Origin of the sequence: Micromonospora sp. (assembly GCF_048594385.1) — a bacterium.
Lineage (GTDB): Bacteria > Actinomycetota > Actinomycetes > Mycobacteriales > Micromonosporaceae > Micromonospora > Micromonospora wenchangensis.
Map to the genome: position 1 here is coordinate 1 of NZ_JBMDWU010000596.1, position 14,987 is coordinate 14,987.

The window sequence follows — 14,987 nt, forward strand, 5'->3', positions numbered from 1 at the left end:
CGGAGCGCGGCGTACGCAACCGGCTGAGCGTGGAGGCCCGGGCCCGGCGTGGCGTGGGCGGCCCCCAACGCGGTGAGGAGAAGGGCCGGTGCCGGACGCAACGGGCCCTTCTCGTTGCGTGACCGCGGATCAGGAGGCGAAGAACGCCCGCGGGTCGGCGACCAGCACACCGTGCTCGGTGAGCCGTTCGATCAGACCGGACGGCGAGGCGTCGTAGACGATCGCCAGGGCGCGCAGGTCGTCGGCGCGGATGGAGAGCACCCGGCCGTTGTAGTCGCCACGCTGCTGCTGGATGGCGCGGGCGTAGCGGGCGACGTAGGCGAGGTCCTCGGAGGCCTCGTCGTACAGCCGCTCCAGGTCGAGGACGATCTTGCTGGTGGGCTCGTGCCGTACCCCGCTGCCGTCGGGCAACAGCTCCGAGACGGGAACGCGGTAGAAGTCGGCCAGCTCCGCCAGTCGGGACACGGTGACGGCCCGGTCGCCGCGCTCGTACGAGCCGACCACCACCGCCTTCCAGCGTCCGTTCGACTTCTCCTCCACCCCCTGCAGGGACAGGCCCTGCTGCTGGCGGATGGAGCGCAGGCGGGCGCCCAGCGACTTGGCGTATTCAGAGGGCATTCGGACACTCCCAGTGCTGTGCTTGGGGTTCTCCCCGCGATCGCTACGGAGCGTGACGGTACGGGGATTGCGACACGTGGTCAAGTGCTCGTGACATTCCCATCGGAGATAGCGGGTGAGTTGTCCGCATTTCACCGTCCTGATCCGGGGATCAGTGGGTCGCGGCGAACGGCCAGGTGACCGCTGGTAACGTGGCCGCCAGCCCCGGTCGGGCCCCCACGACCCGACCGGACACCCCCGACATCCTTTAACGACCCGTCCCGTGAGGCGGGGAAGGAGGTCCGCCGTGGCCTGCCCACCGGCTGCCGACCCGTCGCCCGAGCGGCAACCCTCGGTGAAGGTGATCCTCGCCAGCGCCGACGTCCAGCGCGTCGTCGACCGGATCGCCCACCAGATCCTGGAGAAGACCCAGGGCGCCGCCGACACCGTCCTGCTGGGCATCCCCACCCGGGGCGCCCCGCTGGCCCGGCGGCTCGCCGCCCGGATCAGCACCTTCGAGGACGTCGACGTCCCGGTCGGGGTGCTCGACATCACCCTCTACCGCGACGACCTGCGTCGGCACGCCACCCGCGCGGTCGGCCCGACCCAGCTTCCCCCCGGCGGCATCGACGGCAAGCGGGTCGTCCTCGTCGACGACGTGCTCTTCTCCGGCCGTACCGTCCGGGCCGCCCTCGACGCCCTCAACGACGTCGGCCGGCCCGCCTCGGTGCAGCTCGCCGTGCTGGTCGACCGGGGCCACCGGGAGCTGCCGATCCGCGCCGACTACGTCGGCAAGAACATCCCGACCGCGCTCGCCGAGAGCGTCAAGGTCACCCTCGTCGAGACCGACGGCGCCGACGAGGTCCGGCTCTGCGGGGGGACCCGGTGACCGCGACCCGACGCCACCCGGCAGGCCCGAACGAGAGGCGGCCCCGCTCATGATCAGACACCTGCTCTCCGGGGGCGACCTGGACGCCGGCACCGCCACCGAGATCCTCGACACCGCCGCCGAGATGGCCACGGTCGCCGGCCGGGAGGTCAAGAAGCTGCCGGCGCTGCGCGGCCGGACGGTGGTGAACCTCTTCTACGAGGACTCCACCCGGACCCGGATCTCGTTCGAGGCCGCCGCCAAGCGGCTCAGCGCCGACGTGATCAACTTTTCCGCCAAGGGTTCCAGCGTCACCAAGGGCGAGAGCCTGAAGGACACCGCGCTGACCCTCCAGGCGATGGGGGCCGACGCGGTGGTCGTCCGGCACCCCGCCTCCGGGGCCCCGCACCGGCTGGCCAACTGGGTGGACGGCTCGGTGGTCAACGCCGGTGACGGCACGCACGAGCACCCGACCCAGGCACTGCTCGACGCGTACACCATGCGGGCCCGGCTGGGCCGGCTCGCCGGCCTGCACGTGGCGATCGTCGGCGACGTGCTGCACTCCCGGGTGGCCCGCTCCAACGTCCTGCTGCTGAGCACCCTCGGCGCCAAGGTCACCCTGGTCGGCCCCCCGACGCTGATCCCGGTCGACTGGGCCGCCCGCGCCGGCGTCGGGTCCGTGGCGACCGACGCCGACCCCGGCACCGACGTCTGCTACGACCTCGACGCGGTGCTGCCCGGGGTGGACGTGGTGATGATGCTGCGGGTGCAGCGGGAACGGATGAACGACTCCTACTTCCCCTCGGCCCGCGAGTACGCCCGCCGCTACGGGCTGGACGGCCCGCGCCTGCGCCGGCTGCCCGAGCACGCGATCGTCATGCACCCCGGGCCGATGAACCGGGGGATGGAGATCACCCCCGAGGTCGCCGACTCGCCCCGCTCCACCATCGTCGAACAGGTCGCCAACGGGGTCTCCGTGCGGATGGCCGTGCTCTACCTGCTGCTCGGAGGGAACAACCGGTGACCGCGTACCTGATCAAGAACGTGAGCGTCGTCGGCGGCGCGCCGACCGACCTGCTGATCCGCGACGGCGTCGTGGCCGAGACCGGCACCGGGCTGGACGCGCCGGACGCCGCCGTCGTCGACGGCACCGGGCTGGTCGCCCTGCCCGGCCTTGTCGACCTGCACACCCACCTGCGCGAACCCGGCCGGGAGGACGCCGAGACCGTGGAGTCCGGCTCCCGGGCGGCGGCGCTCGGCGGCTACACCGCGGTCTGCGCGATGGCGAACACCTCGCCGGTCGCCGACACCGCCGGCGTCGTCGAGCAGGTGTGGCGGCTCGGCCGGCAGGCCGGGCTGGTCGACGTGCAGCCGATCGGCGCGGTCACCGTCGGCCTGGCCGGCGAGCGGCTGGCCGAGCTGGGTGCGATGGCCGACTCGCCGGCCCGGGTACGGATCTTCTCCGACGACGGGCACTGCGTCGCCGACCCGAAGCTGATGCGCCGGGCCCTGGAGTACGTCAAGGCGTTCGACGGGATCATCGCCCAGCACGCCGAGGAGCCCCGGCTCACCGAGGGCGCGCAGATGCACGAGGGTGAGGTCTCCACCCGGCTCGGGCTGACCGGCTGGCCGGCGGTCGCCGAGGAGGCGATCATCGCCCGGGACGTGCTGCTCGCCGAGCACGTCGGCAGCCGGCTGCACGTCTGCCACGTCTCGACCGCCGGCAGCGTCGAGGTGCTGCGCCAGGCCAAGGCGCGCGGGGTACGGGTCACCGCCGAGGTCACCCCGCACCACCTGCTGCTCACCGACGAGGTGGTGGCCGGGCGCGGCACCCTGGCCAGCCCCGCGCTCGGGGCCGACTGGAGCCCGACGGCCAGCTACGACCCGGTGTTCAAGGTCAACCCGCCGCTGCGCACCGGCACCGACGTCGCCGCGCTGCGCGCCGCGCTCGCCGAGGGCGTCATCGACGTCGTCGCCACCGACCACGCCCCGCACGCCGTGGAGGACAAGGAGTGCGAGTGGGCGTACGCCAGGCCGGGCATGCTCGGCCTGGAGACGGCGCTGTCCATCGCCCTCGACGTGCTCGGCCCCCGGTGGGACCTGATCGCCGACCGGATGTCCCGGACCCCGGCCCGGATCGCCGGCCTCGACGACCACGGCCTCGACCCGGCGCCCGGGGTACCGGCGAACCTGACCCTGGTCGACCCGGCCGCCCGCCGGGTGGTCGAGCCCGCGGAGCTGGCCAGCCGCAGTCGCAACACCCCGTACGCCCGCATGACGCTGCCGGGTCGCATCGTGGCGACCTTCCTGCGCGGCGAGCCGACGGTCCTGGACGGAAAGGCTGTCAAGTGATCCGAGCGAGGAACGTAGCGAAGCGGAGTCCCGCAGTCCGGATCGGAGGGGACGCATGATCCGAGCGAGGAACGTAGCGGAGCGGAGTCCCGCAGTCCGGATCGGAGGGGACGCATGATCCGAGCGAGGAACGTAGCGAAGCGGAGTCCCGCAGTCCGGATCGGAGGAGACGCAGCATGGTGAAACGTAGGTCCGCGATCCTCGTGCTGGAGGACGGGCGCACCTTCCACGGTGAGTCGTACGGCAGTGTCGGGGAGACCTTCGGCGAGGCGGTCTTCAACACCGGGATGACCGGCTACCAGGAGACCCTGACCGACCCGTCCTACCACCGGCAGGTGGTGGTGCAGACCGCCCCGCACATCGGCAACACCGGGGTCAACGGCGAGGACGACGAGTCCGACCGGATCTGGGTCGCCGGGTACGTGGTCCGTGACCCGGCCCGGATCGGCTCCAACTGGCGGGCCACCGGCGGGCTGGAGGACCGGCTCGGTGTGGAGGGCGTGGTGGGCATCGCCGGGGTGGACACCCGGGCGCTCACCCGGCACCTGCGGGAACGGGGCGCGATGCGGGTCGGCATCTCCAGCGTCGAGGACGACCCGCGTACCCTGCTGGAGCGGGTCCGGCAGTCCCCGCAGATGGTCGGCGCGGACCTGTCCGCCGAGGTGAGCACCGCCGCGCCGTACGTGGTCGAGGCGGAGGGTGAGCACCGGTACACCGTCGCCGCGCTGGACCTGGGCATCAAGCGCAACGTGCCGCGGCGGCTGGCCGCCCGGGGGGTCACCACCCACGTGCTGCCCGCCGGCTCCACCATCGACGACCTGCTGGCCACCGGCGCGGACGCGGTCTTCTTCTCGCCCGGCCCGGGTGACCCGGCCACCGCCGACGGGCCGGTGGCGCTGGCCCGGGAGGTGCTGAGCCGGCGGATTCCGCTGTTCGGCATCTGCTTCGGCAGTCAGATCCTCGGCCGGGCGCTCGGCTTCGGCACCTACAAGCTCGGCTACGGCCACCGGGGCATCAACCAGCCGGTGCTCGACCGGGCCACCGGCAAGGTCGAGGTGACCAGCCACACCCACGGCTTCGCGGGGGCCTGGCCGGGCCGCGGCGACGGGCCGGCCGGTGCGGTCGTCCCCGACCAGGTCATCGAGACCGAGTTCGGTGGCGTGCAGGTGTCGCACGTCTGCCTCAACGACAACGTCGTCGAGGGGCTGCGGGCCGTGGACGTGCCCGCCTTCACCGTCCAGTACCACCCGGAGGCGGCAGCCGGCCCGCACGACGCCGACTACCTCTTCGACCGTTTCGCCGAGCTGATCGAGGGCCGTGGCCCCGACGGGCAGCCCGGCGCGGGCCGGAACCACAGCGAGGGGCGCACGAATGCCTAAGCGCGACGATCTCAAGCACATCCTGGTGATCGGCTCCGGGCCGATCGTGATCGGACAGGCCTGCGAGTTCGACTACTCCGGCACCCAGGCCTGCCGGGTGCTGCGCAGCGAGGGGATCCGGGTCAGCCTGGTCAACTCCAATCCGGCGACCATCATGACCGACCCGGAGTTCGCCGACGCCACCTACGTCGAGCCGATCACCCCGGAGTTCGTCGAGCTGGTCATCGCCAAGGAGCGGCCCGACGCCCTGCTGCCCACCCTGGGCGGGCAGACCGCGTTGAACACGGCGGTTGCCCTGCACGCGGCCGGGGTGCTCGACAAGTACGGCGTCGAGCTGATCGGCGCGAACATCGAGGCGATCAACCGGGGTGAGGACCGCCAGCTGTTCAAGGAGATCGTCGCCAAGGCCGGCGTCCGGCTGGGGCTGCCCGACCCGGACGCGCTGGTGCCCCGCTCGCGGGTCTGCCACTCGATGGACGAGGTCCGCGAGACGGTCGCCGAGCTGGGCCTGCCGGTGGTGATCCGGCCGTCGTTCACCATGGGTGGCCTGGGTTCGGGCATGGCGCACACCGACGAGGACCTGGACCGCATCGCCGGGGCCGGCCTGGCCGCCAGCCCGGTGCACGAGGTGCTCATCGAGGAGAGCGTGCTCGGTTGGAAGGAGTACGAGCTCGAACTGATGCGCGACCGGCACGACAACGTGGTGGTGGTCTGCTCGATCGAGAACGTCGACCCGATGGGCGTGCACACCGGCGACAGCGTCACGGTCGCCCCGGCGATGACGCTCACCGACCGGGAGTACCAGAACCTGCGTGACCTGGGCATCGCGGTGCTGCGCGAGGTCGGGGTGGACACCGGCGGCTGCAACATCCAGTTCGCGGTGAACCCGGCCGACGGCCGGATCGTGGTGATCGAGATGAACCCCCGGGTGTCCCGGTCGTCGGCGCTGGCGTCGAAGGCCACCGGCTTCCCGATCGCCAAGATCGCCGCGAAGTTGGCCATCGGCTACACCCTCGACGAGATCCCCAACGACATCACGTTGAAGACGCCCGCCGCGTTCGAGCCGACGCTGGACTACGTGGTGGTGAAGATCCCCCGGTTCGCGTTCGAGAAGTTCCCGGGCGCGGACCCGGAGCTGACCACCACGATGAAGTCGGTAGGCGAGGCGATGAGCCTGGGCCGGAACTTCACCGAGGCGCTCAACAAGGCGATGCGGTCGATGGAAACCAAGTCGTCGGGTTTCTGGACCACCCCGGACCCGCAGGGGGCGACGCGGGAGAACACCCTCGCCGCGCTGGGGATGCCGCACGACGGCCGGCTCTACACCGTCGAGCGGGCGCTGCGGCTGGGCGCGTCGGTCGCCGAGGTCTCGGCGGCCTCCGGCGGGATCGACCCGTGGTTCCTGGACCAGATCGCCGGTCTGGTCGAGCTGCGGGCCGAGATCGTGGCCGCCCCGGTGCTCGACGCCGGGCTGTTGCGCCGGGCCAAGCGGGCCGGGCTGTCCGACCGGCAGCTCGCCGCGCTGCGCCCGGAGCTGGCCGCCGAGGACGGGGTACGCACCCTGCGGCACCGGCTCGACGTGCGGCCGGTCTACAAGACGGTGGACACCTGCGCCGCCGAGTTCGAGGCGACCACCCCGTACCACTACTCCACGTACGACGAGGAGACCGAGGTCGCCGCGTCGGACCGGCCCAAGGTGCTGATCCTGGGGTCCGGGCCGAACCGGATCGGCCAGGGCATCGAGTTCGACTACTCCTGCGTGCACGCCGTCCAGGCGCTGCGGGCCGCCCCGCGCGGTACGGCGGGCGCCGTCGCGGCGGACGCGGCCGGTTCCGTCGGCTACGAGACCGTGATGGTCAACTGCAACCCGGAGACGGTCTCCACCGACTACGACACCGCCGACCGGCTCTACTTCGAGCCGTTGACCTTCGAGGACGTGCTGGAGGTCTGGCACGCCGAGGACTCGTCCGGCCGGGCGGCCGGCGGCCCCGGCGTGGTCGGGGTGATCGTTCAGCTCGGCGGGCAGACCCCGCTGGGGCTGGCGCAGCGGCTCAAGGACGCCGGGGTGCCGGTGGTGGGCACCTCCCCGGAGTCGATCCACCTGGCCGAGGAGCGCGGCGCGTTCGGCCTGGTGCTGGCCCGGGCCGGCCTGCGCGCCCCGGCACACGGCATGGCCACCTCGTACGACGAGGCGAAGGCGATCGCCGACGAGATCGGCTACCCGGTGCTGGTGCGCCCGTCGTACGTTCTCGGCGGGCGGGGCATGGAGATCGTCTACGACGACGCCACGCTGCGCGACTACATCGGCCGGGCCACCGACATCTCCCCGGACCACCCGGTGCTGGTCGACCGGTTCCTCGACGACGCCATCGAGATCGACGTCGACGCGCTCTGCGACGCCGACGGCGAGGTCTACCTCGGTGGGGTGATGGAGCACATCGAGGAGGCGGGCATCCACTCCGGCGACTCGTCGTGCGCGCTGCCGCCGATCACGCTGGCCGGCTCGCACCTGAGCGAGGTGCGCCGCTACACCGAGGCGATCGCCCGGGGCGTGGGGGTGCGTGGGCTGCTCAACGTCCAGTACGCCCTCAAGGACGACATGCTCTACGTGCTGGAGGCGAACCCGCGGGCGTCCCGGACGGTCCCGTTCGTGTCAAAGGCCACCGCCGTGCCGCTGGCCAAGGCGGCGGCCCGGATCGCGCTCGGCGCGACCATCGCCGAGCTGCGCGCCGAGGGGCTGCTTCCGGCGACCGGTGACGGCGGCGAGCTGCCGCCGGACGCCCCGATCGCGGTGAAGGAGGCGGTGCTGCCGTTCAAGCGGTTCCGCACCCCGACCGGCAAGGGCGTCGACTCGCTGCTCGGCCCGGAGATGAAGTCCACCGGCGAGGTGATGGGCATCGACACCAGCTTCGGGCACGCGTTCGCCAAGAGCCAGTCCGCCGCGTACGGCTCGCTGCCGACCACCGGGCGGATCTTCGTCTCGGTGGCCAACCGGGACAAGCGGGCCATGATCTTCCCGATCAAGCGGCTGGCCGACCTGGGCTTCGAGATCGTCGCCACCACGGGTACCGCCGAGCTGCTGCGCCGGCACGGCATCGCCTGTGAGCAGATCCGCAAGCACTACCAGAGCGGTGAGGGTGCGGACGCGGTGTCGATGATCCTCGCCGGTGACGTGGCCCTGGTGGTGAACACCCCGCAGGGTTCGGGCGCGAGCGCCCGCTCGGACGGCTACGAGATCCGCAGCGCCGCCGTCACGGCCGACATCCCGTGCATCACCACCGTGCCGGGGGTGGCGGCGGCGGTGATGGGCATCGAGGCCCGCATCCGGGGCGACATGCGGGTGCGCCCCCTGCAGGAGCTCCACGCCGCCCTCCGGGCCGCCCAGTGACCCCCGACCCCCACCCCCCGCTCACCCCGCACCCCCCGCTCGAGGGCGTCGGCCGGGAGGGAACATGATGTTCGAGCGGGGGGTACGGCGGGCGCTGTTCCGGATCGGCGGCGGCGACGCGGAGGCGGCGCACGACTGGACGCTGCGCCGGTTGGCGACCCTGTCCCGGCGGCCGGCGGCGCTGGCGCTGCTGCGGGCCCGCAACCTGCACCGGGCGCCCCGGACGGTGTTCGGGGTGGAGTTCCCCAACCCGGTGGGCCTGGCGGCGGGGATGGACAAGAACGGGGTGGCCCTGCCGGCCTGGCCGGCGCTCGGGTTCGGCTTCGTCGAGGTGGGCACGGTCACCGCGCACGCCCAGCCGGGCAACCCCCGCCCCCGGCTGTTCCGGCTGCCCGACAGCGCGGCCGTGATCAACCGGATGGGCTTCAACAACGCCGGGGCGCAGGCCCTGGCCGACCGGCTGGCCGCCGCGCCCCGCCCGCTGGGGGTGCCGCTGGGCATCTCGCTGGGCAAGTCCAAGGTGACCCCGCTGGAGGACGCGGTCGAGGACTACCTCACCTCGTACCGGGCGTTGCGCGGGTACGGCGACTACTTCGCGGTCAACGTCTCCTCACCGAACACCCCGGGGCTGCGCTCGTTGCAGGACAAGGCGCACCTGGACGCCCTGCTGGCCGCCCTGGTGGGGGAGAAGCCGGTGCTGGTGAAGATCGCCCCGGATCTCACCGAGCCGGCCGTGGCGGAGCTGCTGGAGGTGTGCCTGGCCCGGGGTGCGGCCGGCGTGATCGCCACCAACACCACGCTGGCCCGCGACGGGCTCGCCCCCGCCGACCGGGAGCGTGGCGCGCAGGCCGGCGGCCTGTCCGGCCGTCAGCTGACCGGGCGGGCCCGGGAGATGGTCGCGTTCGTGCACCGGGAGACCGGGGGGCGGCTCCCGGTGATCGGGGTCGGCGGGATCCTCGACCCGGACGACGCGGCCCGGATGTTCGACGCGGGGGCCAGCCTGGTCCAGCTCTACACCGGGTTCATCTACCGGGGGCCGGCCCTGGTGCGGGCCGCCGCCCGGGTTCCGGTCGGGGTCCCGGCGGGTGACCGGGCGGTGAGCGGCCGGTGAGCCGGCGGGCGCGTCCGGGGTTCCGGTCGTGCCCGCCCGGAGCGCCCGTCCGCCCCGGCGCCGCCACCGACGAGGGTACGGAGGAGCACGCGTGACGCCCGAGGAGATCCTGACCGTCGACCGGGCCCGCGTCTGGCACCCGTACGCGGCGCTGCCGCCGGCCCACCCGCCGTACGTGGTGGACAGCGCGCAGGGTGTCCGGCTGCGGTTGGCCGACGGCCGGGAACTGGTCGACGGGATGTCGTCGTGGTGGGCGGCGATCCACGGGTACCGGCATCCGGTGCTGGACGCGGCCGTCACCGACCAGCTCGGCCGGATGAGTCACGTGATGTTCGGCGGGCTCACCCACGAGCCGGCGGTCCGGTTGGCCGAGACGCTCGTCGAGTTGGCCCCGGACGGCCTGGAACACGTCTTCCTGGCCGACTCGGGTTCGGTGTCGGTCGAGGTGGCGATCAAGATGTGCCTGCAGTACCAGCGGGCCACCGGCCGGCCGCGGCGTCGTCGGCTGGGCACCTGGCGGGGCGGGTACCACGGCGACACGTTCCACCCGATGAGCGTCTGCGACCCGGAGGGCGGCATGCACCACCTCTGGGGTGACGTGCTGCCCCGGCAGGTCTTCGCGCCGGTGCCGCCCGGTGGCTTCGCCGACCCGCCCGACCCGGCGTACGTGACGGCGTTGACCGACGCGGTCGCCCGGCACGCCGACGAGTTGGCGGCGGTGATCGTCGAGCCGGTGGTGCAGGGGGCCGGTGGGATGCGGTTCCACCATCCCGGGTACCTGCGGGTGCTGCGCGAGGTGACCCGGGCGCACGGGGTGCTGCTGATCTTCGACGAGATCGCCACCGGATTCGGCCGGACCGGGTCGATGTTCGCCGCCGGGCACGCCGGGGTGACCCCGGACGTGCTCTGCGTGGGCAAGGCGCTCACCGGCGGCTACCTCACCCTGGCGGCGGCGTTGTGCACGCCGGAGGTGGCCCGGGGCATCTCCGCCGACGGGGTCCTGGCCCACGGGCCGACGTTCATGGGCAACCCGTTGGCCTGTGCCGTCGCCAACGCCTCCCTGGGGCTGCTGCGGGCCGGCGACTGGGCGGCCGGGGTGGCGCGGGTGGGTGCGGGGCTACGGGCCGGTCTGGAGCCGTTGCGGGGCGCGCCGGGGGTGGCGGACGTCCGGGTGCTGGGCGCGATCGGTGTGGTGCAGCTCGACCACGAGGTGGACCTGGCGGCGGCGACGGCCGCCGCGGTGGAGCGGGGCGTGTGGCTGCGCCCCTTCCGGGACCTGGTGTACACGATGCCGCCGTACGTGACCGGGGACGACGACGTGGCCCGGATCGCGGCCGGGATCGCCGCCGCCGTGGCGGCCGGCTGAGCACCGGGGGCGCAACCGGGGCGGCGAACGTCGCCCCGTGGCAGGGAGCACGAGACGAGAGGGAGTAACGGATGGAGACCTTCGGAACCCGTCTGCACCGGGCGGTGGCCGAACGCGGGCCGCTCTGTGTGGGCATCGATCCGCATCCGGGTCTGCTGGCCCGATGGGGCCTTGAGGACGACGTCGACGGTCTGGAACGGTTCGTCCGGACCGTCGCGGAAGCGCTCGGTGACCGGGTTGCGGTGTTCAAGCCTCAGTCGGCCTTCTTCGAGCGATTCGGGAGCCGCGGGGTGGCGATTCTTGAGTCAACTATCCGACAGTTACGTGATGTTGGCGCGCTCGTTCTTCTCGACGCCAAGCGTGGCGACATCGGTTCGACGGTCGCCGCGTACGCCTCCGCGTACCTTGATCCATCCAGCCCGATGTATGTCGACGCGCTCACGGCGAGCCCCTACCTGGGAGTAGGTTCGCTGGCCCCGATGTTCGAGACGGCCGCCGCGCACGGTGGCGGGGTCTTCGTGTTAGCGCTCACCTCGAACCCCGAGGGGGCGGAGGTGCAGCGTGCCGTCACCTCCGGTGGGCGTACCGTCGCACAGCTTGTTATCGATGAGATTTCCCAGCTCAACAGGGGTGCCGAGCCGCTGGGCAGCTTCGGATTGGTGGTCGGCGCGACCATCGGTGCCACCGGTCACGACCTGTCCCGGGTCAATGGCCCACTGCTCGCTCCGGGCCTCGGAGCGCAGGGTGCGACGGCCGCCGATCTACCCACCGTGTTCGGTCCGAACCTGTCCGCAGTGTTGCCGTCGTACTCCCGGGAGGTGCTCAACGCGGGTCCGGACGCCGACGCGTTGCGGGCCGCGGCGGCCCGGGTGGCGGGCGACTGCCGGCGCATTCTGGCTTCCGGACACTGACTGACGGCTCGGTCACTTTACGTTGATCATCGCGCGTCCACGTTGCCGAAAACTCCGTCGAACGCTAGTTTTCCCCGCGCTGGGAACCACGGACCCCTTTGGTTGCCAGCGACACCACGTTTCACAGAGCGGCGGTGCGTTCCGCCCGTCGCGATAGGGACCTGAGGAGAACTGGTGCCGCTCCCGTCACTGACCCCCGAGCAGCGCGCTGCCGCGCTGGAAAAGGCCGCGGAGATCCGCAAGGCCCGTGCTGAGCTGAAGGAGCAGCTCAAGCAGGGCAAGACCACCCTGGCCGCCGTCCTTGCGCGAGCCGAGTCCGACGACGTCGTCGGCAAGCTCAAGGTGTCGGCCGTGCTGCAGGCGATGCCGGGTATCGGCAAGATCCGGGCCACCCAGATCATGGAGAAGCTCAAGATCGCCGACAGCCGCCGCCTGCGTGGCCTGGGCGAGCAGCAGCGCAAGGCGCTGCTTGGAGAGTTCGCCGCCAACTGACCGCCGCAGCAGGTACAAACAAGCGGTGAGCACGGATGAGGAGGCGTGCCCGGCGGCACGGCTCACCGTCCTGACCGGACCTTCGGGTGCCGGCCGGGGCGGTGTGGTCGAGGCGGTCCGGGCGCGTTCTCCCGCCGTGTGGGTACCGGTCCCGGTGACCACCCGGGCACCTCGCACCGGCGAGTCCGACGGCGTCGACCGGCTCTTCCGGGAGCCGGCCGAGTTCGACCGGATGATCGCCGCGGGCGAGCTGCTGGAGTGGTCCCGGGCCGGGCCGTACCGCCGGGGCACGCCGCGCGCCCCGCTGACCGAGTGCCTGACGCGGGGCCGGCCGGTGCTGCTGCCGCTGGACCCGCCCGGGGCGCTGGTCGTCCGCGCGGCCCTGCCGCAGAGCAGGCTGGTGCTGCTGCTGCCGCCGGGACACCACCCGGACCCGGCCCTGGCGGCCCTCGCCGCGCGCGCCGTCCACCACGACCACACCGAGCGCGCCGCCGCTGAGCTGGTAGGCTTGCTCGGTTCGTCCTAATCTGGCTCCCGTCCGACCGCATAATCGTGGTCGGGCGACCGGCCGCCCAGCGCGGCCGAGCGACCAGCCACTTCAGAGGCAGAGGTATTTCGTGGGATCCATCGCCAACCCCGAGGGCATCACCAACCCGCCGATCGACGAGCTGCTCGAGAAGACCACCTCGAAGTACGCGCTGGTGATCTTCGCCGCCAAGCGGGCGCGTCAGGTCAACGCCTACTACAGCCAGCTCGGCGAGGGCCTGCTCGAGTACGTCGGCCCGCTCGTGGAGACCACCCCGCAGGAGAAGCCGCTCTCCATCGCGATGCGCGAGATCAACGCGGGCCTGCTCACCGCCGAGCCGACCGACCAGCCGTAACCCCCGTACCCCCGATGTCCGCCGAGATCGTGCTCGGAGTCGGCGGTGGCATCGCCGCCTACAAGGCGTGCGAGCTGCTGCGGCTGTTCACGGAGTCGGGCCACCGGGTCCGGGTCGTGCCGACCGCGTCGGCGCTCCGCTTCGTCGGGGCGCCGACCTGGGCGGCGCTGTCCGGCCAGCCGGTCGCCGACGACGTCTGGTCCGCGGTGCACGAGGTGCCCCACGTGCGGCTCGGCCAGCAGGCCGACCTGGTGGTCGTCGCGCCGGCCACGGCGGACCTGCTCGCCCGGGCCGCCCACGGCCTCGCCGACGACCTGCTCACCAACACCCTGCTCACCGCCCGCTGTCCGGTGGTGCTCGCCCCGGCGATGCACACCGAGATGTGGGAGCACCCCGCTACCGTCGCCAACGTGGCCACCCTGCGCTCCCGGGGGGTACGGGTGATCGAGCCCGCCGTCGGCCGGCTCACCGGGGCCGACAGCGGCAAGGGTCGGCTACCCGACCCGGCCGAGATCTTCGCCGTCGCCCGCCGGGCCCTCGCCCGGGGCATCGACGCCCCCGCCGATCTTGCCGGCCGGCACCTGGTGGTCACCGCCGGCGGCACCCGCGAACCCCTCGATCCGGTCCGTTTCCTCGGCAACCGGTCCTCCGGCAAGCAGGGCTACGCGTTCGCCCGGGCCGCCGTCGCCCGGGGCGCCCGGGTCACGCTGATCGCCGCCAACGTCTCGCTGCCCGACCCCGCCGGGGTCGACCTGGTCCGGGTGGGTACCACCGAGGAACTGCGCACCGCGACCCTGGCTGCCGCCGCCGACGCCGACGCGGTGGTGATGGCGGCGGCACCGTCGGACTTCCGGCCGGCGACCTACGCGACCGGAAAGATCAAGAAGTCGGACGACGGCAGCGCGCCGACCATCGCGCTGGTCACCAACCCGGACATCGCCGCCGAGCTGGGCCGTCGCCGTCGACCGGAGCAGGTGCTGGTGGTGTTCGCCGCCGAGACCGGCGACGCCGAGGCCAACGGCCGGGCCAAACTCGCCCGCAAACGCGCTGACCTCGTCGTCGTCAACGAGGTCGGCGTCGACAAGGTCTTCGGCGCCGAAACCAACGCGGCCACCGTCATCGGTGCCGACGGCAGCGTGCACCGCCTGCCCGAGCAGGCCAAGGAGGATCTGGCCGACCGGGTCTGGGACCTCGTACGCGATCGGTGGCCCGCCCGTTCCTGAACGGTGGATGCCGCCTCGCCCGGTCGTGAGCGGTACGCGAGGGTGACTAGACTGCTGCGGAACGATTATCTAAAGAGCTTAGGAGTGCCGTGACACGCCGCCTCTTCACGTCCGAATCGGTCACGGAAGGCCACCCGGACAAGATCGCCGACCAGATCAGTGACGGGATCCTCGATGCCCTGCTGACTCAGGATCCGCACAGTCGGGTGGCGGTCGAGACCCTGATCACCACCGGTCAGGTCCACGTCGCCGGCGAGGTGACCACCAAGGCGTACGCCGACATCCCGACGATCGTCCGGGAGACGATCCTGGGTATCGGTTACGACTCGTCGAAGAAGGGTTTCGACGGCGCTTCCTGTGGTGTGAGTGTTTCCATCGGTGCGCAGTCGCCGGACATCGCGCAGGGTGTCGACAATGCC

The 14,987-nt window shown here is 72.5% G+C and carries 13 protein-coding genes and 1 pseudogene; 13 read left to right on the forward strand and 1 reads right to left on the reverse strand.

Features of this window, described 5'->3' with window-relative positions; translation table 11 throughout:
- Positions 1-129 precede the first annotated feature (129 nt).
- Positions 130-618 (reverse strand): transcriptional regulator, encoded by a 489-nt coding sequence (locus ACOJTC_RS31015; RefSeq protein WP_013285505.1) that lies wholly within the window; start codon positions 616-618, stop codon positions 130-132.
- A 286-nt stretch (positions 619-904) separates the two neighbouring features.
- Here ACOJTC_RS31015 and pyrR point away from each other — a divergent pair, with 286 nt between their 5' ends.
- The 13 genes and pseudogenes from pyrR to ACOJTC_RS31080 form a co-directional block, all read left to right on the forward strand.
- Positions 905-1,486, forward strand: coding sequence for a bifunctional pyr operon transcriptional regulator/uracil phosphoribosyltransferase PyrR (pyrR, locus tag ACOJTC_RS31020; protein ID WP_145918925.1), 582 nt, complete (start codon positions 905-907; stop codon positions 1,484-1,486).
- 49 nt (positions 1,487-1,535) lie between these two features.
- On the forward strand, positions 1,536-2,489 hold the full coding sequence (locus ACOJTC_RS31025) for an aspartate carbamoyltransferase catalytic subunit (protein ID WP_204927588.1): 954 nt from the start codon (positions 1,536-1,538) through the stop codon (positions 2,487-2,489).
- The gene (locus ACOJTC_RS31030; RefSeq protein ID WP_420119543.1) at positions 2,486-3,817 is read left to right on the forward strand and encodes a dihydroorotase; all 1,332 of its coding nucleotides are present in this window, start codon (positions 2,486-2,488) and stop codon (positions 3,815-3,817) included. Before ACOJTC_RS31025 ends, ACOJTC_RS31030 begins: the two co-directional genes overlap by 4 nt.
- 179 nt (positions 3,818-3,996) lie before the next feature.
- Positions 3,997-5,196: a glutamine-hydrolyzing carbamoyl-phosphate synthase small subunit gene (gene carA, locus ACOJTC_RS31035; protein ID WP_420119549.1), complete on the forward strand. Its 1,200-nt coding sequence runs from the start codon at positions 3,997-3,999 to the stop codon at positions 5,194-5,196.
- Complete coding sequence (gene carB / locus ACOJTC_RS31040) at positions 5,189-8,584, forward strand: carbamoyl-phosphate synthase large subunit (RefSeq protein ID WP_420119544.1); 3,396 nt, start codon at positions 5,189-5,191, stop codon at positions 8,582-8,584. The genes carA and carB overlap by 8 nt, the downstream gene beginning before the upstream one ends.
- A 64-nt stretch (positions 8,585-8,648) precedes the next feature.
- Positions 8,649-9,695 carry a quinone-dependent dihydroorotate dehydrogenase gene (locus ACOJTC_RS31045; protein WP_420119545.1) on the forward strand — a complete coding sequence of 349 codons (1,047 nt, stop codon included), beginning with the start codon at positions 8,649-8,651 and terminating at the stop codon, positions 9,693-9,695.
- 91 nt (positions 9,696-9,786) lie between these two features.
- A complete protein-coding gene (locus tag ACOJTC_RS31050) occupies positions 9,787-11,061 on the forward strand; it encodes an adenosylmethionine--8-amino-7-oxononanoate transaminase (protein WP_420119546.1) in 1,275 nt (424 codons plus the stop codon).
- A gap of 71 nt (positions 11,062-11,132) precedes the next feature.
- A complete protein-coding gene (gene pyrF, locus ACOJTC_RS31055; protein WP_420119547.1) occupies positions 11,133-11,972 on the forward strand; it encodes an orotidine-5'-phosphate decarboxylase in 840 nt (279 codons plus the stop codon).
- A gap of 174 nt (positions 11,973-12,146) precedes the next feature.
- Entirely contained in the window at positions 12,147-12,464 is a 318-nt protein-coding gene (mihF, locus tag ACOJTC_RS31060) for an integration host factor, actinobacterial type (protein WP_067309448.1), read from the forward strand.
- Positions 12,465-12,489: 25 nt separating this feature from the next.
- Positions 12,490-13,021 (forward strand): annotated as a pseudogene (locus tag ACOJTC_RS31065) (guanylate kinase); the annotation flags it as partial.
- A gap of 60 nt (positions 13,022-13,081) precedes the next feature.
- Entirely contained in the window at positions 13,082-13,345 is a 264-nt protein-coding gene (rpoZ, locus tag ACOJTC_RS31070; RefSeq protein WP_007075826.1) for a DNA-directed RNA polymerase subunit omega, read from the forward strand.
- A gap of 14 nt (positions 13,346-13,359) precedes the next feature.
- On the forward strand, positions 13,360-14,568 hold the full coding sequence (gene coaBC / locus ACOJTC_RS31075; protein ID WP_204927580.1) for a bifunctional phosphopantothenoylcysteine decarboxylase/phosphopantothenate--cysteine ligase CoaBC: 1,209 nt from the start codon (positions 13,360-13,362) through the stop codon (positions 14,566-14,568).
- An 89-nt stretch (positions 14,569-14,657) separates the two neighbouring features.
- A partial coding sequence (locus tag ACOJTC_RS31080; protein WP_420119548.1) for an S-adenosylmethionine synthetase N-terminal domain-containing protein occupies positions 14,658-14,987 on the forward strand: 330 nt, incomplete at its 3' end.

Coding starts and splice junctions, on each gene's coding strand:
- coaBC (WP_204927580.1), top strand. CDS start 13,360: ATGTCCGCCGAGATCGTGCTCGGAGTCGGCGGTGGCATCGCCGCCTAC.
- ACOJTC_RS31015 (WP_013285505.1), bottom strand. CDS start 618: ATGCCCTCTGAATACGCCAAGTCGCTGGGCGCCCGCCTGCGCTCCATC.
- ACOJTC_RS31045 (WP_420119545.1), top strand. CDS start 8,649: ATGATGTTCGAGCGGGGGGTACGGCGGGCGCTGTTCCGGATCGGCGGC.
- ACOJTC_RS31025 (WP_204927588.1), top strand. CDS start 1,536: ATGATCAGACACCTGCTCTCCGGGGGCGACCTGGACGCCGGCACCGCC.
- pyrF (WP_420119547.1), top strand. CDS start 11,133: ATGGAGACCTTCGGAACCCGTCTGCACCGGGCGGTGGCCGAACGCGGG.
- carB (WP_420119544.1), top strand. CDS start 5,189: ATGCCTAAGCGCGACGATCTCAAGCACATCCTGGTGATCGGCTCCGGG.